20 protein-coding genes are annotated in these 22,460 nt (G+C 68.5%); 7 read left to right on the top strand and 13 right to left on the bottom strand.

Features of this window, described 5'->3' with window-relative positions:
* Window positions 1-32 precede the first annotated feature (32 nt).
* From ACFXJ8_RS17970 to ACFXJ8_RS17960, 3 genes are all read right to left on the bottom strand, one after another.
* A complete protein-coding gene (locus ACFXJ8_RS17970) occupies window positions 33-2,279 on the bottom strand; it encodes a 2OG-Fe(II) oxygenase (RefSeq protein ID WP_379645018.1) in 2,247 nt (748 codons plus the stop codon).
* A gap of 544 nt (window positions 2,280-2,823) precedes the next feature.
* A complete protein-coding gene (locus ACFXJ8_RS17965; protein WP_379645017.1) occupies window positions 2,824-3,264 on the bottom strand; it encodes a hypothetical protein in 441 nt (146 codons plus the stop codon).
* A gap of 1 nt (window position 3,265) precedes the next feature.
* Window positions 3,266-4,468: a hypothetical protein gene (locus ACFXJ8_RS17960; RefSeq protein ID WP_379645016.1), complete on the bottom strand. Its 1,203-nt coding sequence runs from the start codon at window positions 4,466-4,468 to the stop codon at window positions 3,266-3,268.
* Between the two features lie 247 nt (window positions 4,469-4,715).
* Between ACFXJ8_RS17960 and ACFXJ8_RS17955 the strand changes: the two genes are divergently transcribed.
* A complete protein-coding gene (locus ACFXJ8_RS17955; RefSeq protein ID WP_379645015.1) occupies window positions 4,716-5,306 on the top strand; it encodes a hypothetical protein in 591 nt (196 codons plus the stop codon).
* A gap of 128 nt (window positions 5,307-5,434) precedes the next feature.
* On the opposite strand, the gene ACFXJ8_RS17950 is transcribed toward ACFXJ8_RS17955, so the two are convergent.
* The 4 genes from ACFXJ8_RS17950 to ACFXJ8_RS17935 all read right to left on the bottom strand — a co-directional run bounded on the left by ACFXJ8_RS17950 (window position 5,435) and on the right by ACFXJ8_RS17935 (window position 10,486).
* Entirely contained in the window at window positions 5,435-8,335 is a 2,901-nt protein-coding gene (locus ACFXJ8_RS17950) for a LuxR C-terminal-related transcriptional regulator (protein ID WP_379645014.1), read from the bottom strand.
* A 25-nt stretch (window positions 8,336-8,360) separates the two neighbouring features.
* Window positions 8,361-9,281 carry a LuxR C-terminal-related transcriptional regulator gene (locus ACFXJ8_RS17945; RefSeq protein ID WP_379645013.1) on the bottom strand — a complete coding sequence of 307 codons (921 nt, stop codon included), beginning with the start codon at window positions 9,279-9,281 and terminating at the stop codon, window positions 8,361-8,363.
* A gap of 109 nt (window positions 9,282-9,390) precedes the next feature.
* Entirely contained in the window at window positions 9,391-9,534 is a 144-nt protein-coding gene (locus ACFXJ8_RS17940; protein WP_379645012.1) for a hypothetical protein, read from the bottom strand.
* 388 nt (window positions 9,535-9,922) lie between these two features.
* Window positions 9,923-10,486, bottom strand: coding sequence for a dihydrofolate reductase family protein (locus tag ACFXJ8_RS17935; RefSeq protein ID WP_379645011.1), 564 nt, complete (start codon window positions 10,484-10,486; stop codon window positions 9,923-9,925).
* Window positions 10,487-10,749: 263 nt separating this feature from the next.
* Between ACFXJ8_RS17935 and ACFXJ8_RS17930 the strand changes: the two genes are divergently transcribed.
* Window positions 10,750-10,920, top strand: a complete 171-nt coding sequence (locus tag ACFXJ8_RS17930) for a hypothetical protein (protein ID WP_379645010.1) — start codon at window positions 10,750-10,752, stop codon at window positions 10,918-10,920.
* Here the strand turns inward: ACFXJ8_RS17930 and ACFXJ8_RS17925 are convergent.
* Window positions 10,867-11,535 (bottom strand): CocE/NonD family hydrolase C-terminal non-catalytic domain-containing protein, encoded by a 669-nt coding sequence (locus ACFXJ8_RS17925; protein ID WP_379645140.1) that lies wholly within the window; start codon window positions 11,533-11,535, stop codon window positions 10,867-10,869. The two genes, ACFXJ8_RS17930 and ACFXJ8_RS17925, sit on opposite strands and share 54 nt — an antisense overlap.
* A gap of 212 nt (window positions 11,536-11,747) precedes the next feature.
* Here ACFXJ8_RS17925 and ACFXJ8_RS17920 point away from each other — a divergent pair, with 212 nt between their 5' ends.
* The 5 genes from ACFXJ8_RS17920 (at window position 11,748) to ACFXJ8_RS17900 (ending at window position 16,265) form a co-directional block, all read left to right on the top strand.
* Entirely contained in the window at window positions 11,748-12,143 is a 396-nt protein-coding gene (locus ACFXJ8_RS17920; RefSeq protein WP_379645009.1) for a VOC family protein, read from the top strand.
* A gap of 13 nt (window positions 12,144-12,156) precedes the next feature.
* Entirely contained in the window at window positions 12,157-13,677 is a 1,521-nt protein-coding gene (locus tag ACFXJ8_RS17915; protein WP_379645008.1) for an MFS transporter, read from the top strand.
* Between the two features lie 182 nt (window positions 13,678-13,859).
* The gene (locus ACFXJ8_RS17910; protein WP_379645007.1) at window positions 13,860-14,417 is read left to right on the top strand and encodes a LuxR C-terminal-related transcriptional regulator; all 558 of its coding nucleotides are present in this window, start codon (window positions 13,860-13,862) and stop codon (window positions 14,415-14,417) included.
* A gap of 71 nt (window positions 14,418-14,488) precedes the next feature.
* Entirely contained in the window at window positions 14,489-15,379 is an 891-nt protein-coding gene (locus ACFXJ8_RS17905) for a LysR family transcriptional regulator (protein ID WP_379645006.1), read from the top strand.
* 4 nt (window positions 15,380-15,383) lie between these two features.
* Window positions 15,384-16,265, top strand: a complete 882-nt coding sequence (locus ACFXJ8_RS17900; protein ID WP_379645005.1) for a LysR substrate-binding domain-containing protein — start codon at window positions 15,384-15,386, stop codon at window positions 16,263-16,265.
* Here ACFXJ8_RS17900 and ACFXJ8_RS17895 read toward each other — a convergent pair.
* The 5 genes from ACFXJ8_RS17895 to ACFXJ8_RS17875 all read right to left on the bottom strand — a co-directional run bounded on the left by ACFXJ8_RS17895 (window position 16,251) and on the right by ACFXJ8_RS17875 (window position 22,401).
* On the bottom strand, window positions 16,251-17,093 hold the full coding sequence (locus ACFXJ8_RS17895; RefSeq protein ID WP_379645004.1) for an SDR family oxidoreductase: 843 nt from the start codon (window positions 17,091-17,093) through the stop codon (window positions 16,251-16,253). The genes ACFXJ8_RS17900 and ACFXJ8_RS17895 overlap by 15 nt on opposite strands.
* Window positions 17,094-17,170: 77 nt before the next feature.
* Entirely contained in the window at window positions 17,171-19,024 is a 1,854-nt protein-coding gene (locus tag ACFXJ8_RS17890) for a CocE/NonD family hydrolase (RefSeq protein WP_379645003.1), read from the bottom strand.
* A 32-nt stretch (window positions 19,025-19,056) separates the two neighbouring features.
* Complete coding sequence (locus tag ACFXJ8_RS17885; RefSeq protein WP_379645002.1) at window positions 19,057-19,464, bottom strand: hypothetical protein; 408 nt, start codon at window positions 19,462-19,464, stop codon at window positions 19,057-19,059.
* A gap of 44 nt (window positions 19,465-19,508) precedes the next feature.
* Window positions 19,509-20,723, bottom strand: coding sequence for a serine hydrolase domain-containing protein (locus ACFXJ8_RS17880; RefSeq protein ID WP_379645001.1), 1,215 nt, complete (start codon window positions 20,721-20,723; stop codon window positions 19,509-19,511).
* Window positions 20,724-20,919: 196 nt separating this feature from the next.
* A complete protein-coding gene (locus tag ACFXJ8_RS17875) occupies window positions 20,920-22,401 on the bottom strand; it encodes an MFS transporter (protein ID WP_379645000.1) in 1,482 nt (493 codons plus the stop codon).
* Between the last annotated feature and the right edge of the window lie 59 nt (window positions 22,402-22,460).

Genomic DNA, 22,460 nt, shown 5'->3' with positions numbered 1-22,460 from the left:
TGATACCTCGGGGGCTTCAACCGCTCAGGCGATCACTTCCAGTGTTCGGTGAGCCAGGCCAGGTCCGCTTGCTCTCGCGCGCGGGCGCGATGTTCCCGTTCGAAGAGCGCTTTGGTCTTGGTGAGGACCAGGGTGTACGGCCTGCCCTCCCGCCTGGTCTGGTGGCTTATCGGCAGTTCGGCCATGTCGATGCGGGAATGGACATGGCGGCGGCCCTCTTTGGCGAGCTTCCATTCGAAGACCTGACGCTGCGGGTCCCTCAGGAAGGTCGTGAGCGTCGCGCACAGATCACATGCGCACCCGCCCGGCGACTCGACGGACCAGTCGTCAGGGTCGCGCGGCGGCCGGGCCAGTGAGGCGCGGATCCGTCCGACGCAGTTGGAGGCCAGCTCACCGAAGACCGGGTGCGAGGTCTCGATGGAGGAGCGCAGGGCGGCTGCCACGAGTCGGACCACTTGGTCGTCGGAGGTGCGGCCGAGTTCGCTCGCGCCGTTCAGCACCACGGTTGATCCGCTCTGCGCGGCGGCGGTGAGGATGCCGGAGAAGGGCTGGCCCAGGCTGGTTAGCCATTCCTCCCGGCTGATGGTGGCGGCTCCGGTTAGCGCGGGGCGGACCAGGCCGGCGAACCACTCCCACGACGGTTCGAGGATGAGGTGGGCGAGCGTGGTTCCGGTGGCTCCGGCGTCCTGGAACACTGCGGTCAGCCGCGGGAGGTCCGAGATCCATTCGATCAGATTCGGGTCATGGCCGTAACCACGTGGCGGCCAGGATCGGGACCAGCTGCGCAGGAGATCGGCCAGCCAGACCTCGCCGTAGTGCGCGGCCAGCTTGGCCAGCGCCGCCGCGTGGGCGGCGGTCAGCCACTCAAGCCGGAACGGGGAGAGCAGCATGGTGGCCGTCTCGTCGGCGTCCAGTCCCACGGCGACCTGGAGGGCATTGGCGAGCAGTTCGTCCTGGGGGCCGGAACCGACGGCCTGCTGCCAGAACGGCGCCAACGTCTGGGCGGCATCGCGGGCCTTCGTGGCGGCTCCGTCGTGGATCATTTCGCCGAGTTCGTTCAGCGCCCCGAGCGCGGAGACCTCGGCCCGGCTGGCGAAGCTCAGGTTCCGGGGCCAGATGACCAGCGCGGCACGCCGGTACCAGCGGTCCAGGGTGTTGCCGTAGTTGCCCATGTAGCCCTCGTACTCCGAGGCATAGGGCCTCAGGTCGGCCGACGGGGTGCTCGTGGTGACCTCCGCGTCCTCTATGGTCAGCGAGATCTTCTCAAGGCGGCCATTCTTCGGGTCGAGCCAGTGGCTGAGGGTGATGGAAGATTCGATGAGATCCTGGACGACATACTGCCCGTCCTCGTCCTTCTCCTCTTCCTCTTCCTCTTCCTCGTAGTAGTCGTCTTCGTCTTCGTTCTCGTCGAAGGCGTCCCAGGTCTCTTGGATCTCTGCGAGGGCCAGCGCCACCTCGCAGCCAGCCTGGTCTGCCGCCGCTCGCAGCAGGGCGGCCCGAGCCGCGTCGGCACCCTTCAACCGGGACCAGCTCAGTCCCCGGGCCGTGTACTCATGATCGAGAAGGTAGGCCAGCCGTGACGGCGGATCGCCCTGGCCTCCGCCGTACGGACGGGTGATCGGGGTGGCGAAGTGCTCGGCGAGGCAGGCCGCGAGGCCATCGGCCGGCTTGCCCTCGGGTGCGGCGGCGTCGCTGTCACCGGTGAGGAGCAGGTTGTAGGTGAGAACGATCCGATTCCCCGTCTTCACCGGGAGCACCTGGTGGCGGCAGTCGGCGTAGAAGGCCACCAGCGAGACCGCGACCTTCGACCCTCGGTACTCCACAGTCTGGCCGTTGTGCTCGACGAGCAGCTCACCACCGGTGTGCGCGGAGGGCAGCGTCACCACCAGGGTCGCGACCATGGCGTCGTCCTTCTCGGAGTCCTGGTGCGCGACGAAGAACTGGCCGGTCTCATAGACCAGCATGGAGTGAAGCTCCCGCGTGAGCTCGCAGTGGGCCGGTAGCCCGAGCTCTTCGCGCATCACCTCCAGGACGGTGGCGAACGCGTCCGTCCATTCGATGCGCACCAGTTCCCTGGGGATCTCCCAGGTGTCACGAACCTGCAGGTCGGTTAGTGTCTCCTCGCCCCGTCCGAACCGCGCACGCCGGCCGAGCTCACGCAACTGGGCGACCTGCTCCTCGCCGACCGGGAACCGCAGCGGGCCGACACCGTCGACCGTCACCGACAGATCGGTCATGAAGAGCTTGCGGTAGACGCTGGAGGCCGCGGGTTCCGCCATAGCTCCGAGCAGCTCAGCCAGTTGTTCGCGAGGGGTCCCAGCCATGTATCCACCGCTTCTTGAACGTCCGGAAATCGGCCGCAAGTCTATGGCGCGTCGGTGGGCGGTACCTGACTGATCTGCAAATCATGGGTGAATCCGGCGTCATGCCGCAGACACGGTCACACCAGCGCCGCCACCCGCGTGCCCGATCATCCCAAGAACCTGTACGTCCGCTCGGAGCCCGGCCACCGCCAACTGTCATTCCCCGAGGTAGAGGCCCAGGCGGCTGGTTCGGCGTTCCGGTCCTACGGCTGGTCGCGGCGACCGAGTAGGAGCTCGTTGAAACGTGCCTGAACGATCACGTCACGATCGCACGTTGATCGCTCCCGGCCCCGGATTGGATCCTGGGAACACCTGACCGTGCTCGCCCGCCGATCCGAATCCTGCCCGGCGACCTGGGTAGATGCGTCAACTCTCCTGAGGAACACCAGCGCAGTGATCCACATTGATGCCATCGACGCCGAGGCGATGGAGCGGTGTTCTTGGTCGTGCTCGGCGATGATCAGGACAGGACGGAGGAGAAGCCGTCGAGCCGTACCCAGGTGATCTTGCTGGCGCTGGTGCCGCCGAGCACGACCAGGGTGCCCTTGACGTCGGCCTCCACTCGGCACACGCTCAGCCCGTTGTGGGTATTGCGCGGGCACAATCCGCGGGTCAGTTTGGGCACTGCCAGCCCGGCGGGCAGGATGCCCAGCGGGCTGTCGCCGGTGTAGGAGACGTGGGCGGCGCCGCGTAGCTGCAGGAAATCGGTGCCGGCCACGCGTATCACACGCGCCTGGGGTGGCGCGTCGGCGAAAGCCTTGGCGGTGCCGGTGAGCGCGATGGCCTTCCAGGCGAACACGACCTCGCCGTCGGAGGCGGCAGCAGCCGGGGTGGTGGCGAGGGTGAGGGCGGGCAGGGCGACGGCCGCGGTCAGCAGGGTGCGGCGGGTTGGGGAGCGCATGTCACTTCCAGGGGGCGGTGAAGCTGTCGAGGTCGATCCAGGACAGCGGGTGGGCGGAGCTGGGGCCGGTGACCCGGAGCTGGCCGGACGAGGTCGCCTCGACCTGGCAGGCGGCGTTGCCGTAACTCATGTTGCGCGGTACGGCGGCGCGCACCGGCACGCTCGGGGTCAGCCAGGGCGGCAGGTCGGCGACGACGGCCGGCTCGGTGAGACCCGGACAGCCGAGCGAGCCGCGCAGCTGGAGCTGGGTCAGTCCGCCGACGCTGATCAGCCGAGCCCGGGGCACCCGCGCGCCCGTATGACCCTCGAACCCGCGGGCCAGCGCCAGCTTGCCCCAGTCCGACAGCACCTTCACGCCCCGCACCGGTGGATCGGAGGTGAAGGCGCATACGCTGGCCAGCCGTCCCTCCGGCGCGTCGCCGCTGAGGCCGAACAGCAGCTGCACCCGGTCGTCCCCCAGCGGCTCGACGGCGAGGCCCTCGGGCTCGCGGTGCGCCAGGCCCGGCAGCGCGGTGACGGGGGTGACGACCGGAGGCCGGTCCGGATGACGCCAGGAGATGAGCGAGATGCGGGCGTTGCTGTTCTCGTAGGAGTCCGATGGGTTGCCGTTGTAGAGGTAGAGCAGGTCGCCGACGGTGGCGAACCCCTGGAAGGTGCCCACGACCGAGGGCGGGTGCGGGATGGTGGCGGTGGGGGTTCCGGAGACTTTGCCGGTGGCCGGGTCGATGGGGTGGCGGCTGTAGAAGTAGCCGGCCGGGGTGCGGTAGCGCAGCGTGACCCAGTTGCCGATCGGGTCGACGTTGGGGGCGCAGGTGAGGGTGTCCGGGCCGGGCGAGTAGGGCTTGGTCAACACGTCGGAGGTCGGGCCGATGCTCTGACCGGGCAGATACGGGAAACGGGTGACCCTGGTGCCGAAACCACTGCGGACCGGGGCGGTCTCGCACCACAGATGCGTGCGCCCGCCGATGTGCTGGGCGCCGATCTGGTAGCCGTGGCCGAAGCCGTCCAGGTGCATCCAGTCCAGCACCTCCCCGGTGGTGCGGGAGACGCGGTTGATACAGAGGTCGATGCCCTTGGAGTCGCGTAACTGCACGAGGTACAGCTCATGGCTGACCGGGTCCACGGCCAGTGCCTGCATGGCGGGCCCGTGGTGCAGTCTCGTGTCCGCCAGTACGCGCGTCCAGGGGCCGGTTAAGTCGAACATGCGGGGCATCGTACATGAGATGATCATTGCGGGGTCGCGTGGCAGAGTCGCACCATGGACGTGCCGTCACCGCCTCCGGCAGCTCCCATATCGTTCAACCCCGGCGAGATCCCGGGCTGCGACTCCAGAATCGAATCGACTGGCCACCGCACTGGTCACATGTCTGATACTCCGCGAGGGGCCGCCTCCGTAGCGTTGGGTTCAGCAGCACCGGCTGCCCACACGACGGAAATCCTGAGGACCCCTTATGAACGCGCGCCTGGCCTTCGTCGCCGCCCCGGCACTCACGCTGACCTACGGAGTGATCCGTATCCTCGACGGGCTTGACGGCGTCCGCGGGCCCGGTCCGGCGTGGACCACGGGGCATCTGGCCTTCGTCGGCGCCCTGCTGCTGTTCATCTCCATCTTCGTCCAGCTCCGCCGGATGGCCGGCGGCAATGGCTTGTCCACCGTGCTGGCGGGCGTCGCCATCACCGGCGCCCTGGCCCTGATCGGACAGTTCACGGTGGACATCGTGGCCGGGCTGCTGGCCGCGGACCACTACGGGATGTCCATGATCATTCGCCAGGTGCGGGAACTGCCCGGCGTCTCCCTGGCCGTCTACGACATCGGGCCGTACCTGTTCTACATCGGCCAGCTCGGCCTGATCATCCAGCTGGCCGTCATGCGCCGGATCAAGGTCTGGACGCCTTTCCTGGTGCTGATCGACCTGATGATGCCCTTCATCGACAAGGACCTCATCCCGCTCGGCGCCATCATCTTGTTCATCTCCTTCCTCCCCTTGGCCCGAGCCACCTCGACGCCCGACAAGCCGGCCCGCGTTCCGGCTCTGGGCTGAGAGGCCAGTGGCGAGTGACCATCACCAGCCCGCCGAAGTGCTCCCCAACGCCGCCTACCGCCACTTCACCGACCCAGCCCATCCGCGTTTCGTTCACGACCATGGTCACCCCGCTCAGAAAGAAGCGATCACAAATCGGGTAGTTCGCCGAGGTCGAGGCGGGCGAGTTCGATCCGGCTGGCGATGCCGAGCTTGGGAAACGTGCGATAGAGGTGGTAGCTCACGGTCTTCGCACTCAGGACGAGCCGGGAGGCGATCTCCTTGTTGGTCATGCCCCCGGCGGCCAGCCTGACGATCTGGAGCTCCTGCGGGGACAGCGCGTCCAGCAGGCTGGACTGTGCCTGCGCGCCGCTTCGTTCACCAGCGGCGCGCAACTCAGCGCGGGCGCGTTCGGCCCAGATATGCGCGCCCAGGCGCTCAAAGAGCTCAACGGCCCGGCGCAGCTGGGATCGGGCTTCGTTCTTGCGGCGTTCTCGGCGCAGCCACTCGCCGAAGAGCAGGTGAGTGCGAGCCTTTTCCCACGGACGGTTGTGCCCCTCGACGGCTCTGAGAAAGAACGGCTCGGCGTCGTCGGCAAGCAGCGCGTGGCAGCGGTCGAGCACCGCATCGGCCCACGGCATACCAGCGGCACCCACCCAGGCCTCCAAGCGACGCATCGCCGCCAGAGCGCGGTCCGGGTGGCTCAGTCGCAGTGCCGCCTCGATCTGGTCGGGGGCGAAGTACACCGCCTGGATCTGCATGCGCACCGGGCCACGCAGCGCGTCCTCCAGACGCTCCAGCGCTTCGGCGAAGCGGCCGTGACCGAGGTCGAGCAGGGCGAGCGACCACTCAGCCCAGGCCAGATCATGGACGATGCCACTGGCCTCGAAGATCTGGTGGCAGATCCTGGCCAGCTCCTGGGTGCGCTCCTCGTCGCCGGTGACCGCCGACAGCCAGGCCAGCACACCGTTCAGACTGCCCGCCCGGTGCGGCTGGCCCGTGTCGGCGGCGAGCTGGATGCCTTCGATGGCCGTGCCCAGCGCGTCGCGGAAGCGGCCGAGGTGGAGCTCGCAGGTGGCCAGCGTCACATGGGCGAGCGGAAGCCGGCCGATGGCGCCTTGGGCCCGGCACTCCTCGGTCACCGCGAGCGAGATCTCCCGCCCGCTTTCGAAGTCACCGATCAGAACGGCGACGAAGGCGGCGTTGACCCGCAGGCTGTGCATTCCGGTGAGGATCTTGCGTGCGTTCTCGACCATCCCGCGCATGCCGGAGATGGCGTGCTCGGGTCCCCGGGTGAGGAAGACCGCGGCGCCGGTCACGGCGGTCACGGCGGGGGTGAGCCCGGCGGCAGGATCGAGGTCGAGTTCGTGCAGCCGCCGGGCCGCCTCGGCGACGCGGGCGGGGTCGCTCAGCTGCCAGGCGTGCCGTCCCGCGTCGACCAGCATGAGCCCGGCGGCGGTCCGGTCGAACGGCGCCACGCTCTCGGCCCCCTTGACCAGGAGTTCGCAGGCACCGGACACCGATCCCCGCTCGACGGCGACCCGGGCCCGCAGCGAGGCCAGCCGGCCCAGCGCCCGGGGATCGTCGCTCTGCCGAACGGCCCGCTCGGTCAGGAGCAGCGCCCGGTCGGGCAGCCCCGCCTCGGTCGCGGCCAGCGCCGCCGAGGCCAGACGGCGGGCGCGGTCCTCCCGTCCGGGACTCAGATCAGCGGCCCGTTCCAGGGCATCGGCACGGCCGCTCTGGTCACGTGAACGCTCGGCAGTCCGCTCCAGGGCCGCGGCGACCTCCTCGTCCTGGCCGAGCGTCGCCGCCGCCAGGTGCCAGGCCCTGCGATCCTCCTGCTCAAGCAGCACGTCGGCGAGAGCGGCGTGGGCGCCCAGGACCCGCTCGAAGGTGCCGCTGCGCAGCGCCGCCGCACGCATCAACGGGTGGGTGAAGGCCAGCTTGCCCGCCTCGATCCTGATGAGCCCGACCAGCTCGGCGGGCGCCAGCGCGCCCTGCTCCACGCCGAGGGAACGGGCAGCCGCGACGATGACGCCCAGGTCGCCGGTCTCCTCCGCGGCGGCCACGACCAACATGGTCGCGGTGTCGGGCGGCAGGTCGGCGATGCGCGCCGCGTAGGTCTCGTGCAGACGACGCGGCAGCGGCATGGGGCTCAGGGAGCCGGGCGCGCGCGGCAGCTCGATCAGCGCCAGCGGGTTGCCCCCACTCTCGGCGATGATCCGGTCCCGCACCCGCGACGAGAGGCCGGGCGACAGCTCCGCCAGCAGCTCGGCGGCACTGGCCCGATCCAGGCCCTCCAGCCGCAGCTCAGGCAGGCCGGCCGCGTCGAAGCCGTCGCGAGCGCCGAAGACCATGACGACCCCCTCGGCGTGCAACCGCCTGGCCGCGAACAGCAGGGTCCGGGCCGAGGCCTGGTCGAGCCAGTGCGCGTCGTCGATCAGGCAGAGCACCGGGCCCAGGTCGGACAGCAGGTTCAGCACGGCCAGACCGGTGAGGAAGGGGTCCTCGCCGCCGGCGTCGGCGAGCCCGAAGGCGGAACGCAGGGCGGCAGCCTGCGGGGCGGGCAGTTTGTCGATCTCACCGAGGACCGGCCGCAGCAGCATGAAGAGCGCGGCGAAGGGCAGCTCCGCCTCGGCCACGACGCCGGCGCCTCGCAGTACTCGGATTCCGGGCTGCGCGCCCGCGTGTGCCAGCAGCGCCGATTTGCCGATCCCGGGATCGCCGCGTACCACCAGCGCGCCGCTCCGACCTTCTGACGCTCCGGCGACCAGGTGTTCAAGCATGACTTGAGCTGAGTTACGTCCATACAAAACAATCGCCTGCACCCTGCTAGCCACATGTCCGTAATGAGCTGGACTAAAAATGAACAAAGAAAGCGAATAGACGCTGAGGATGTCTCTGCCTTCATCGCGTACGGCGAAGCCGCCGCCTACCTCATCGGCGGCTGTTCCGGAACGGTCGCGGCTACCAAGCGGGCTGGGGTGGGCCTTCTGTTTGCGGCCATCGACCAGTTCCTGCCAGGTGGCGGTGCGGGCATGGCACTGCATGGTCTGGCGTTCCCAGGTCGAAAGCTCAGTCCAACCAGCCGAGCTTGCTGGCCCGCACCCCTGCCTGGAATCGGCTGGCGGCGTTCAGCTTGCTGAGGAGTTCGCTGACGATACGGGCGACCGTCCGGGTGGACAGGCTCAGCGTGCGGGCGATGGCATCGTCCTTGGCCCCGGAGGCCAGCAGGCGCACCACCATGCGCTGCTGGTCGGTCAGTTCCCCCGCGCCGTACGGCACCTCCGCGGCCTCGGAGGCGCTGATCCAGCAGTACTCGAAGAGCGCAATCAGCGAGGTGACCACGCCAGTGCCGCTGATGACGACCGTGCCGCTGGCGATGTCGTCGCGGTCGACCTGCAGGACGACGGTGCGGCCATCGAAAGCGAGCATCCAGGTCGGGACGAAGGGGACGAACCTCACCTCGTAGCCCAGCTGGACCAGCTTGCTCGTGTGCTCGCGGAAGGTGCGGTCGTTGAGGTAGCGCTGGTGGAACAGGCTGCGTGTCCGGATGCCGCGCGTTTTGGTCTCGGCGGCTCTCCTTCGCCCTTTTGCCAGCGGCTCCTCCGACCAGTCCGCGTAGGGGTGCATGGTGACGATCTCATGGCAGGTCATCTCGACGAGCTCGTCGATGGTCTGGGTCAGCCGGGCCAGGTCGGAGCGAGGGTAGAACTCCACGCTCACCTCCCCGGTGCGCCCGTTGGCTGCGTGGAGAAAGTGCCTGGCCAAGGTCATGGCGACGGCCTGCTGGTGCCGCGCCGCGTCCAGCTTCTCGTGGGCCGCCGACAGGGCCCGGATGAGCGCGACGGCGGCTTCGGTGGCGGCGTCCGTGTCCGGGTTGAGCAGGCCCAACTCCGTCAGGCGCGCCCTGATCCGGGCGTCCGCCGAGGTGTCGGTGAAGGTCTGTCCGAGCTCGCGCATCTGCTCGTACACGGCCTGAGCTGCGGCATCCAAGTGTTCACACACTCCTTTCGTCCCTCATGCCGGCAAATGGCCCTTTTCGTGATCCGGGAGCATCCCGTGATCCACGGCCGGAGCAGGCGATCAGGGGCGCGCAAGGTGGTTACATGGCTTGGAGGACCCTGCTTTCTCGCCGCTGCCGGAAAGGCACGAGGGCCAGGACGGCAAGCGCCAGGAGGATGGGCGCGCTGACCCAGGCGACCGCGTTCAACCCGGCGGCGAAGGTCTCGCTCGCTGCGTCGGTCAAGGCTCGCCCGCGTCCCTGGCCTGAGCGCTGGGGGAGGCATCCGCTGCGGCGCTGTCGTGCACCTCCACCTCCCTTCGCCGCTTCGGCCGGTACGCCCGGGCGCATGCCGCTGTCCGGGCTGGCCTGGTAGACGGCGGTGCTCAGGGCACCGAGCCGCCACTGCCATGGCCACGCCGAACTCGCCCCCGGTTTCGGACAGCGCCGCGGTGGAGCCTGCTGCACCCCGTCTTCGGGCGGCAGCCATCCGTGGCGCAGCAGGCTGCGCCTCCTGGGCGGCGTCTCCGCGAGCTGGGGACGACCCCGCGGAGCTCGCTCGATGACATCAGCGACGCGGGGGCTACTTCGAGCCGCCCCCGTCGGGAGCGGAGGGTCGACCCGTGCCGGACGCCTATTGTGACGCGGGGGCCTGGGCGGAGGCGGGGCGATAGTTCAGGACGATCGCTCCAGAGCTGAAGGTGGTGGTTCCGGCCAGCTGCCAGGCGCTGGCGTCGACTCCCTCGGGGAACATCCGCTTGCCGGCGCCCACGACGACCGGGTGCAGCCAGAGCTTGAGCTCGTCGACGAGCCCCAGCTTGATCAGCGAGGTGGTCAGGTCGCCGGCGTAGGTGAGGATGTCACGGTCATGACGTTCCTTGAGTGAGACCACCTTGCCGGCGAGATCCCCGGTGATGATCGTGGAGTTGTTCCACTCGGCCTTGTCCAGCGTGGCCGAGACCACGTACTTGGGCATGGTGTTCATCCGGACGGCGAACTCGCCCTCGGTCTCCTCCATGTGCGGCCAGACCTCGGCGAAGCCCTGGTAGGTCACCCGGCCCAGCAGCAGGGCGTCGCTGGAGAACAGCTGATCGTGGGCATAGGTGGCGTGCTCGTCGTTCCAGTACGGGCCGGTCCAGGACGGGTCTTCGACGACTCCGTCCAGCGAGATGTAGACCAGCGCGACGATCTTGCTCATGTTTCGCTCCAAAGATCAATGACAGATTGAACGATGTTGGAAGAAGTCGGGTCCGCGGCGGCGTCCTGGCCCGCGCTACGGCTGCGCCCGGCACCAGGCATTCCAGGAGACTGCTCCTTGTCCCGATGGCGCAGGTGGGGACTCGTCGGCCGAGCCGTCTACGGAACGCTGTCGGGTCGGCCATCCCTGCCCGGCTGACCTGCTCCCACTCTGCCCAGACCGCCATCCGGCGACGCGAGATGTCGAAGGCCAGGTCGTAGACCATGCTGCCGAGCAGCAGCAGCAGTGGCTCGGCGCTGTCGACCAGCTTCAGCATCGCCTCGGTCGCCAGCCGCGGATCGCTGTCGATCGACCTCTCGGTCCACTGCTTGGCCAGTTCGTCACGCAGCTCCTCGTGCGGCTCCGCCGGGGCGGTCGCGGTCATGCTGGTGTAAAGGTCGCCGCGGTTGGTGCCGGTGTTGAACCAGGTGCGCGGAGAAGTGGCAGGTGGGGTGCGCATGTGGAAGCTCCGATAACATACGAGACGAGACGGTTCGTCTTGTCTTGCAGGGGTGACTATAGATGAGTTGTGCACTGCCGTCAAGACGAAACGTCTCGTCTTCTGGCCCTGCCGGTGATGAAGATCTGGCGAAACGCGGTAGCCCCGGGGCGGCGTTCACCGGCGACAGGGGGATCGAGGTGCCGGCCAGGTCGATGGTGACCTTGGCCCCGGTGCCGGGTTCGGCGTCAGTCAGGTCATCGTTGGTTCCGGTCGGCACCCGCCCCAACCGGTGCCCGGCCTTGAACTCGTAGTCCTGCGGCAGGTGGTTCCAGGTGATCTGGTACGGCCTGCCCGGCCGCAACGGTGTCGGACGGCAAAGCGACGTACGGTTCTGGCCGTCCACGATTCCGAGGGTGACCATGTTGAGGCCGGAGGTCGCCGTGTTGCCGACGGCCGTGCTTTGGTTGACGCGGTTGTCGTCTTCGGTGACAGCCGCATCGCGCTCTGGTCCGGGTCGCGGGCACCGACTTCCGCAGCCGACTGTCGGTGCCGAAGCTGACTGGCGGATTGTGCCCGCGTAACGCCAGCAAGATCACCCGGGGCGGCTCGACGGATTCTCCTCCGTCCTGTCCTGGTCATCGGCGTTCGACGATGCTTCCGGTTCATGCCATGTCATTTACCTGACGCCCAAAAGGCGCGACATATCAGGCTCTATGTAGCAATCTCAGTCGTGCGAGAAACCTCCCCCCATTCGATTGCGCCAGAGAAAGCGAAACTCCCATGTCGACGAAAATCTTCATCAACCTGCCCGTCGCGGACGTCAAGGCCGCCGTGGGCTTCTTCAGTGGGCTCGGCTTCACCTTCGAGGCCGAATTCGGCGCCGACCATTCGGCCTGCATGGTCATCGGCGAGAACATCTTCGCGATGCTCGTGTCCGAGCCTTTCTTCAAGGACATCACCAGCCGGGACGTCGCCGACACCAAGGCCGTGCAGGAGGTCGCGCTGGCGATCTCCATCGACAGCCGCGAGCAGGTCGACGCGCTGATCGAGGGGGCGGTGTCCGGCGGCGGCCAGGAGGCCGGTGAGCCGCAGGACGAGGAGTACATGTACTCCCGTGGCTTCCGCGACCTGGACGGGCACCTGTGGAACGTGCTGTACCTGCCTCCCGCGAACTGAGAAAGGCATTTTCGTGACTGAAAAGCCATTGGCGGGACGCAGGGAATGGGCAGGATTGGCGGTCCTCGCCCTGACCACTCTGCTGATGTCCCTCGATGTCAGCGTTCTCTATCTGGCACTGCCCCATCTCAGCGCCGAATTGGGCGCAGATGGAACACAACAACTGTGGATCATGGACATTTATTCGTTCATGATCGCCGGATTCCTGGTGACCATGGGAACGCTCGGTGACCGCATCGGTCGGCGTCGCCTGCTGCTCGTCGGCGCCGCCGCCTTCGGCGCGGCCTCGGTGCTCGCCGCCTACTCCACCAGCCCGGAGATGCTCATCGCCGCCAGAGCGCTGCTGGGGGTGTCGGGCGCCACGCTGATGCCGTCGTCGATGGCGCTGATCCGCACGATGTTCCACGACCAGCGGCAGCTCACCAGCGCGATGAGCCTGTGGTTCAGCTGCTTCATGGTCGGTGTCGCGCTCGGCCCGCTGGTGGGGGGCGCGCTGCTGGAACATTTCTGGTGGGGCTCGGCCTTCCTGCTCGGCGTGCCGTTCATGGTCGCTCTGCTGATCCTGGGACCCGTCCTGCTGCCCGAGTATCGCGCCGAGGGCGCGGGGCGGCTGGACCTGGCCAGCGTGGCCTTGTCACTGCTGACCATCCTGCCGCTGGTCTACGGGCTGAAGAGCATCGCCAGGGACGGCCTCGGGGCGATGGCCCTGCTGGCTCTGGCGATCGGCGCCGCCTTCGGTGTGCTGTTCGTGAAACGGCAGCTCAAGCTCAGCGACCCGCTGCTCGACCTGCGGCTGTTCGCCGTCCGGGGCGTCTCGGCCATGCTGGTCATGATGCTGCTGGGCGGGATCGTCATGGCCGGAACCACGCTGGTCTCCACCACCTACCTGCAGGCCGTCGAAGGCCTGACCCCCCTGCAGGCGGGTCTGTGGATGGTGCCGCAGAGCATCGTGATGATCATCGCCATGATGGTCGCCCCGGCGCTGGCCCAACGTTTCCGGACGGCGTACGTCATGGCGGCCGGACTGGCTGTCGGCGCTGTCGGCCTGCTCATGCACACGCAGGTGGAGGTGGAAGGCGGCCTCGGGCTCCTGGTCGTCGGGCTGGCGTTGATCTCCGGCGGGATCGCGATGCCGATGGGGCTGAGCAACGGGTTGATCATGGGCTCGATCCCACCGGAGAAGGCCGGGTCCACCGCGGCGCTGTCCGAAACCGGGGGCGAGTTCGGCGTGGCCATGGGAGTGGCGGCGCTCGGCGCCCTGAGCACTGCCGTCTACCAGAGCAATCTGGACGTTCCTCCGGGCGTGCCGGCCGAAGCGGCGAGCGCGGCTTACGACAGCGTCGCAGCGGCTGCCGTCGCCGGTGCTCAAGCCGGGGACGCGGGCAGTGCCTTGATCGACGCGGCGCGCGAGGCTTTCGCCGCCGGGTTGAACACGGTCGCCTGGGTCAGCGCGCCCATCTTCCTGGCGCTTGCCGTACTGGCCCTCGTGGCCTTCCGGGAGCGGCGGGCGGCCAGGATCCTCGAAGCCGTATAGCCACCTTGTGGACCCGTGATCGCCCGCTCCGGACGGCGATCGCGGGAGGATCCCGAGCCGCGAAAGGGTCATGCAATTACATAGGGGACACAAAGGAGGAGTTCTACCCTCGCTCCGAGCTGGCCCGGCTGACCCAGACCATCGACGAGCTCGTCGAGCTGAGCCGCCACGAGATCGTCACCATGCACCCCTACGCGGACTGGCCCGCGGAGGCGCTGGCGGAAGGCCAGCGGAGAGGCGCCGAGACCCAGGCGCGCGGCATCCGGACACGCAGCCTGTTCCACCAGCGGCATCTCAACGACCGCGCCTTCCGCGAGCACACCAGCAAGCTGGTCGAGCTCGGCCATGAGGTGAGGTTCGTCCCCTCCGTCCCCACCCGGATGCTCGTCTTCGACGGCCGCGCCGCCGTCCTGCAGGTCGACCCCGACGACATCGCCAGCGGCGCGGTCGTCATCAGCGGCACTGGCGTGGTCACCTCGCTGATTGCGCTCTTCGAGTACTGCTGGATCAGCGCCTCCGAGGCCGCGGAGGTGCCGTCCGGCGCCGGGGAGCTGACCGACCAGCAGCGCATGGTGGTGCGCTTGCTCGCCTCCGGGGCCAAGGACGACGCCATCGCCCTCACACTGAGCCTGTCCACCCGGACGGTCGCCCTTATCGTTGGCGAACTCCTCACCAAGCTGGGCGCCGCCAGCCGCTTCCAAGCCGGAATGCGGGCGAGCAAGCTCGGCTGGCTGGACTAATCCCGGCCCGTTTTGCGGAGAACAATGCCCATATGTCACCCTTCTCATCCACCTGACGAGAGGAGGACCACGTGGAACTGCGCGACATCGAGATCTTCTTGACCCTGGCCACCGAGCTGCACTTCGGCCGCACCGCCGAACGGCTCCACGTGTCGGCCGCCCGGGTCAGCCAGGCGATCAAGAAACAGGAACGCCTCATCGGCGCCGAGCTGTTCGACCGCGACAGCCGTAAAGTCCGGCTGACGCCCGCCGGGGAACGGCTGCGCGACGATCTCACCCCCGTCTACCGGGACCTGCAGGACAGTATGGAACGGGCGAGGCTCGCCTCTCGTGGCAAGACCGACGTGCTGCGCATCGGCCTCCTGGCCAGCAACGCCCAGGACCTGCGCCCGGTCACGGACGAGTTCACGGCCCGCCATCCCACCTACGAGCCGCAGTTCCGGACGATCGGCTTCGGCGACCCCTTCGGCCCCCTGCGTGACGGCCGGGTCCACGTGGCGATCCTCTGGCTCCCGGTCCTGGAGCCCGACCTCACCGTCGGCCCCGTCGTCTACACCGAGACCACTGTGCTCGCCATGTCGGCCAACCACCGCCTCGCGGGCCGCGAATCGGTCTCGCTGGAGGATCTCGGCGACGAGGTCGTCATGGGCGGTTGCAAGCCCGACTACTGGCGCGAGGCGCTGGTGCCGCTCCGGACTCCGAGCGGGCGGCTGATCCGGATCGGGCCGATCGTCACCAATACCGAGGAAATGCTCCCCATCCTGTCCACCGGCGAGGCGGTCACCCCCGGCCACTACCGCGCGACCCTCTACTACACGCGGCCGGACATCGCCTACGTGCCCATCCACGACGCGCCCCCGCTCCACATGACGCTGATCTGGAGCACCAGCGCCGAGAACGAGGTCATCCGCGCCTTCGCCGACGTCGTCCGTGACCTGGGCCCTCTTCCCTTGAACCGGTAGGACAGTGGAACTCCGCGACATCGAGATCTTCCTGACGCTGGCCCAGGAGTTGCATTTCGGCCGTACTGCCGAGCGGCTTCACGTGTCACCCGCCCGGATCAGTCAAGCGATCAAGAAGCAGGAGCGCGGCATCGGCGCCCCGCTCTTCTACCGGGACAGCCGCACGGTACGGCTGACGCCCGCCGGAGAACAGCTCCGGCGGGATCTGGCCCCGATCTACCAGGGGCTCAAGGACAGCATGGAACGTGCCAGGCTGGCCGCCCAGGGCAAGACCGACGAGCTACGCATCGGCATGATCCCGGCCAACGCCCACGACCTGCGCCGCTACTGGGAGACCTTCCGCGCCCGCCACCCCCAGTGGGGGCTGCGCCTGCGGCACGCCGGCTTCGTCGACCCCTTCGGCGGGCTGCGCCGGGGCGAGGTCGACATCCTGGTCACCTGGCTCCCCGTCCACGAGCCCGACCTGGTCGTGGGTCCGACGATGTTCGCCGAGCGGCGGGTGCTGGCCGTCTCCATCGATCACGAGCTCGCCGGCCGCAGCTCGGCCTCCGTGGAGATGCTCGGCGACTTCCAGGTCGCGCGCGGCAAGCCCATCCCCGACTATTGGGCCGAGAGCTACACGCCGTGGCACACCCCCAGGGGCAACGTCATCGAGCGGAGCACGGAGATCGAGAACGTCGACGACATCTTCACCCTCATCACCGCGGGTGAGATCGTCAACGTCTTCCCCGTGCACGTCAGCCGCTACTGGAACCGGCCGGACATGGACTGGCTGCCCATCCACGACATGGCTGCGCTGGACTACGGCCTCGCCTGGCGTGGCGAGGCCGAGAACGACATGATCCGTGCCTTCGCCCAGGTCGTCAGGGACCTAGGCGTCCTCTGACGCCGGGGCCGGGATGGCCTTCTCGGCGTCCCGGCTGACCTGCTCCCACTCCGCCCAGACTTCCATCCGCCGGCGCGAGATGTCGATGGCCAGGTCGTAGACCATGCTGCCGAGCAGCAGTCGCAGGGGCGGGTTCTCGCTGTCGACCAGCTTCAGCATCGCCTCGGCCGCCAGCCGGGGATCGCTGTCGATCGATCCTTCGGCCCACTGCTTGGCCAGCTCGTCACGCAGCGGGCCGTACGGCTCCGCCGGAGTGGTCGAGGTCATGCTGGTGTACAGATCGGTCCAGTAGCCGCCCGGCTGGACGATAGTGACCTTGACCCCGAAGGCGGCCGCCTCCATCGCCAGGGCCTCGCTCATGCCCTCCAGCGCGAACTTGCTCGCGCTGTACAGCCCGGTGCTCGGGAAGCCGCCCAAGGCGGCGATGCTGGAAATCTGCACGATGTGGCCGGCGCCTTGAGCACGCAGGTGCGGCAGGACGGCCTGGCTGACCCACAGCGCACCGAAGAAGTTGACCTCGAACTGGGCACGGGCCTCAGCCTCGGTGAACTCCTCGACCATGCCCGCAGACATGGTTCCGGCGTTGTTGACCACGATGTCGAGTCGCCCGAAGTGCTCGACGGCGGCGGACACGGCGGCGAGCACCGCTGTCCGGTCGGTCACGTCGAGCGTCAGGGGCAGCAGCCGGTCACCGTAGTCCTGCTCGAAGTCGGAGCGCTCGATGCGCCGGGCAACGGCGACCACCTGGTCGCCCCGCTCCAGTGCGGCCAGGGTGAAGGCGCGGCCCAGGCCGCGGCTGGCGCCGGTGATGAACCAAGTGCGGGTCATAGGTGAAGACTCCCATGGCTAGACGAGACAAGACGGCCCGTCTTGTCTCGTGTGGTTTGTAACGTCCGGACTGAATGTCAGCCGTTGCTGACCAGCGGCAGCGAGATCGACGTTCCCGCCAGGTCGACGGTGACCTTGGCCCCGGTGCCGAGTTCGGCGTCGGTGAGGTCGTCGTTGGTCCCGGTCAGCACCAGACCCAACCGGTGCCCGATCTTGAACTCGTAGTCCTGCGGCAGCAGGTTCCAGGTGATCTGGTACGGCTTGCCCGGCGTGAGCGGCGTGGCGCGGGTCAGCGACCGGTAGTTCTGCGCGTCGATGACGCCGCGGGTGACCACGTGGACGTCGGACGTCGCCGTGTTGTCGGTGGCCTTGAAGTAGCAGGCGTCGTCATCGGCCGTGCTCTGGCCGACGCAGTCCTCGCCACCGGTGAACTTCATGCCCTGCGCGGAGGTCGCGGTGGCCTCGGCGTGGTTGATGCGGAGGTCGGTGCCGTAGTCGACGAGCAGGACGCCCAGGTTGGCGGTCGGCTTGTCCAGCATGAGGCGCACGGTCACCGACGGCGTCCCCGACACCCGCATCGCGCTCTGCAGCGGCGGAGTCAAGAAGGCCAGCCGGTTCGGGTCGGCCACGGCCGGATCGGTGGACATCGCCAGCTCGGTCTGCAGCGTGTCGAGGTAGCTGCCGGTGCCGGCCGAGCGCCGGCGCTCCAGGGAACCGTCCTGCTGCGGGCGCAGGGTCGTCGCCCGCGTCCGCGCCGGCCAGTCGGCCTGGGCGACCCACCGGCCCGGGGCGAGCTGCACGTCGACGCGCGGCTCGCGCATGATGCCGTTGGACACGCCCATCAGCTCGTGGTCGAACCACTTGTGCAGGGTGTCGACCCAAACCTCGCGGCGGGCCCAGAACGGGTCGAGGTGCCCGTGCTGGGTCAGCCACGCCTTGCGCTGCACGGTCCGGGGCAGCTCGGTCCACCAGGTGGAGAACTGGTCGCCCATCACGTTCCGGTCCTGCATCCCCATCACGCTGAAGACGCTGGCCCGCACGTTGCGCACGTTCGAGACCGGGCCGGTCCGGAAGTCGTGCTCGCGCCAGTAGGCGTTGTAGTTGCCCGTGGCGTCGTCGGAGCCCTCGTTCATGCGCCGGTGCTCCGCCGCGCACTTCTCGGGCGGATCCGCATCGATCCGCTTGGCCATCCACTCCTGCCCACCGGTGATGTCGGTGAGGGTCCCGTTCGAGCGCCACATCTCATACCAGCTGCTCGGGCCCGCGAGCGGCACGATCGTCGCCAGCCCGCGCACGCCGGTGCCGGCGACCCCGATGGCGAGCGACCCTTCGTAGGAGTGCCCGATCATCCCGGTGCGCCCTGTTGTCCAGGTGGCCTTGACCGGGGCGCCCTTGGCGTCATAGGCGATCGCCCGGCCGTTCAGCCAGTCGATGACCGCCTTGCCGCCCAGCACGTCGGACCGGCCGCCCAGGGTCGGACAGCCGTCGGACAACCTGGTGCCGATCATGTCGACGGAAATGAACGCGTACCCGCGCGGCACGAAATAGTTGTCGTAGAACAGCGGGAACTTCGTCGGGTTCCCGTCCGCGTCGTACTTCTTCTTCTCAATCTCGTACCCGGCGCCGGGGCTGTCGAAATACGGGCTCTGGTGCATGATCACCGGAACCTTGAGCCCGGCAGCGGACTCCTTCGGCCGGATGATGTCCACCCGGACCAGGTCTTTCTTGCCGTCGCCGTCGCTGTCGACCGGCGACTCCACCCGGACGTGCTCGCGGATGGCGTCGGCGTAGGAGAAGACGGGCTGCGTCACCCCACCGGAGATCTCGATCTTCGGCTCCGCCGTAGCGGACGCGGTGGGAGCGACGCCGGCCACGAGTGTGGCCGCGAGCGGGACTGCGGCGAGAAGCCCTCGCCGATGGGAAACGGACACATGCACTCCTTCAGGAATCTTCGTGGTGGTTGTCAGACCGCGTCGAGCGCTGCGGTGATCTTGCGGGCCATCTCGGTCACGGTGGGGCTGGGCACACCCTTGCCCGTTTGGGCGGCCGCCTCGACGGCGACCAGGACGGTGGCGCGGAAGTCGCCGGCCTCGGCCGGGTCCTGCTGCTTGAGCAGGCTCATGGCCGCGGTCAGGGCGGGCAGCACGTGGTCGGCGATCGCGGCGACCGACTTGCCGTCCAGGCCGATGTCCGACTTCTTCTCGGCGAGCACGTGCCCGATAGGACCGGTCGCGGAGTACAGGGCGAGCGAGCCTGCGGTGGCGGCCTTGTGCGGCGAGCCCGCGACGTCGGCGGCGGCGATCAGCGTGACGGCGCCGTAGGCGGCGGTACGCAGGGTGGCCTTGTCCTGGGCGGTGAGAGTGACAGACATGATGGTGTGCTCCTTTGGGATCTGTTACGACGTCAAGGGGGATATCAGTCGTTGATGGCCTGGTAGAGAGTGGTCCAGAAGTCGTGGATGAGGCGTGCCGAGTTCGGGGCTGACATGCCGACCTGGGTGAGCACGATCCCGATGAGCTGATTCGCGGGGTCGGCATAGGTGGAGGTGCCGCTTCCGCCGTCCCAGCCGAACTGGCCGATCGGCGCGTAGTCACCGCGGTAGGTGCGTACCGCCATCCCGTAGCCCCAGCCGCCGTGCTGGCCTTGGCCGTAGGACAGGTGGACGTTGTCGGTGGCCAGCGCGGTGCGGGCGGCCGTCTGCTCAGGTGTGAGGCGGTTGGTGGTCATCAGCTCGACGGCCGGCAGAGACAGGATGCGTTCGCCTCTGTGCACGCCACCGTTGAGCAGCATCTGGAAGTAGGCGTGGTAGTCATCCGCGGTGGAGACGAGCCCCCCACCGCTGCCCTGGAAGGCCGGCGGCGAGCTCCACCGTCCACCCACCGGCTCGTCCCACACGTGGAACTGACCACTCTGCGGGTCGGGGGCATACAGCGCGGGCAGCCGGTCGATCTTCTCTCCGGGCACGTGGAAGCCGGTGTCACTCATGCCCAGCGGTTCGAAGACACGCTCGCGCAGAAACGCCTCCAGCGACTGGCCCGTGACCCTGGCCACCAGCACGCTGAGCACGTCGTGGCTGATCTGATACTGCCAGCGCTCGCCGGGCTGATACATCAGCGGCAGCGTGCCCAGACGGCGGATCCACTCATCCGGCTCGGGCATCGGCTGCGGCAGGTCAGGGGTCAACCCGTTCTCGAAGATCGCGCCCATGATCGGCGCGCCTAGCGCCGCCATGTCCACGCCGAGCCCGAAGGTCGAGGTCAGCAGGTCCCGGACGGTGATCGGCCGCCGGGCCGGCACCGTGTCGTCCAGCGGGCCGTCGATGCGCTTGAGCACCTGACGGTCGGCCAGTTCCGGCAGCCACTGCTGCACCAGGTCATCCAGTCGGATCCGGCATTCATCCAGCAGGATCATCGCCGCCGTCATCGCGACCGGCTTGGTGGTGGAGGCCATCCGGAAGATAGTGTCGTGGCGCATCGGTGCGCCGCCCTCGTGGCGCATCGTCCCGAGCGCTTCGACGTGCGTGTCGCCACCCTGGCTGACCAGGGCGACGACCCCGGGGATCTGCCCGGACTCGACATGCCTTTCCAGCACGTCGTGCAACCTGTGCAGCCCAGTCGTTGAAAAACCCATCGTGAATCTCCTTGCAAAGTGTTCAATGTGCGGACCCGCCCCGGCCGCTCGGGCTTGGCAAGCCCGTGTGCTCGGGCTCGAGGTGTCCACCGTCGCCGATCGCTCTGATGCCGGGCCGTTGCCGTCCTGACGCCACCGCTGACACGGCATTTCGCATGGTCGGGGGCGAGCGTCAGGTCTACTCCGGCCAGCGGCTTCAGGTGGTGACGCCGACCGGGGTCTGCTGCGGGGTCGGGGAGGCGGCGTGCGCGCCCACCTTGCGTCCGCGCAGCAGGATCAGAGCCAGTACGGCGGCGCCGAGCACTCCGGCCGCGGCGCCGAGGAAGGCCGATGACATGGCCGCGTCGTAGGCCTGGCGGGCGGCCGCGGCCAGGGACGGGTCGGTGACGGCGGCGGCGATCGAACGGCGGGCCTCCTCCGGCGCGGTGGCCGGCATGGCGGAGGCGTAGCTGCTGGTGGCCAGGCTGCCCAGGATGGCCACGCCGAGAGCGGCGCCGGCCTGCTGGATGGTGTCGTTCAACGCCGAACCGACACCCGCCTGCTCGGTCGGGATGGCGCCCATCAGGGCGGCGATCGCCGACGGCCCGGCCAGGCCGCTACCGGCACCCAGCACGACCTGGGCGACGGCCAGCAGGGTGAAGCTGTCGGAGGAGGAGAAGCTGAGCAGGGCGAACCCGGCGGCCATCACGAGCATGCCGACGACCGCGGTGGTTCGGTTGCCGATCTTGCCGCCCAGCCCGGCGCCGACGCCGTTGAAGACCACCGAGGCGATGAACATGGGGATGAAGGCCAGCCCGGCCTGGGTGGGGGTGTAGCCGAGGACGAACTGCATGTACTGGGTCAGCACCAGCAGCAGGCCGCCGTTGCCGACCTGGACCAGCGTCAGCGACAGGCTGCCGCCCGCGAAGTCGCGGTCACGGAACAGCTTGAGCGGCACCATCGGGTGTTCGGTGCGCAGTTCCCAGTAGACGAAGGCGCCGAGGGCCAGGACGGCGACGGCCAGCGAGGTCCAGGCGATGCCGTGGGCGAGCTCGTTGATGGTCCACACCAGCGCGGTCATGCCGACCATGGACAGGATGGCGCCGAGGGGGTCCGGCCTGGTGACCGGGCCCTTGGACTCGGGCATCAGGGTGATGGCGGCCACGATTGCCAGGGCGGCGAGGGGGACGTTGATCCAGAAAATCGCCTCCCAGCCGAGAGAGGAGATCAGGGCGCCGCCGAGCACGGGGCCGCCGACCAGGCCGAGCACGGCGAAGGCGGCTCCGGCGGCCATGGCCTTGCGCCGTTCGACCTCGTCGGGGAAGACGACGATCAGGATCGACAGGGTGGAGGGCATGATCAGAGAGCCGCCGACGCCCATCGCCACACGGGCGGCGATCAGCTGGCCGGGGTCGGTGGCCAGAGTCGCCGCCAGGGAGGCGGCGCCGAACAGCACCAGGCCGATGACCATGATCTTGCGCCTGCCGTACCGGTCGGACAGCGATCCGGCGGTCAGCAACAGGCCGGCGAAGACCAGCATGTAGGACTCCAGAACCCACTGGATGTCCTGCGAGGTGGCGCCCAGATCGGCGGCCAGGGAGGGCACGGCGACCGTGAGCGCCATGTTGTCGATGACCAGCACCAGCGTGCTCAGACAGAGCACGACCAGGATCAGCCATCGACGCGGATGCGGCTGCATTACTTCTAGCTTCCATTCGTGTACAGAGAGTGATCGACTGCGGCGAGGCGTGTTCGACG

The organism is Nonomuraea sp. NPDC059194, assembly GCF_042754765.1.
Lineage (GTDB): Bacteria > Actinomycetota > Actinomycetes > Streptosporangiales > Streptosporangiaceae > Nonomuraea.
This window is presented reverse-complemented; position numbering and strand designations above follow the sequence as displayed.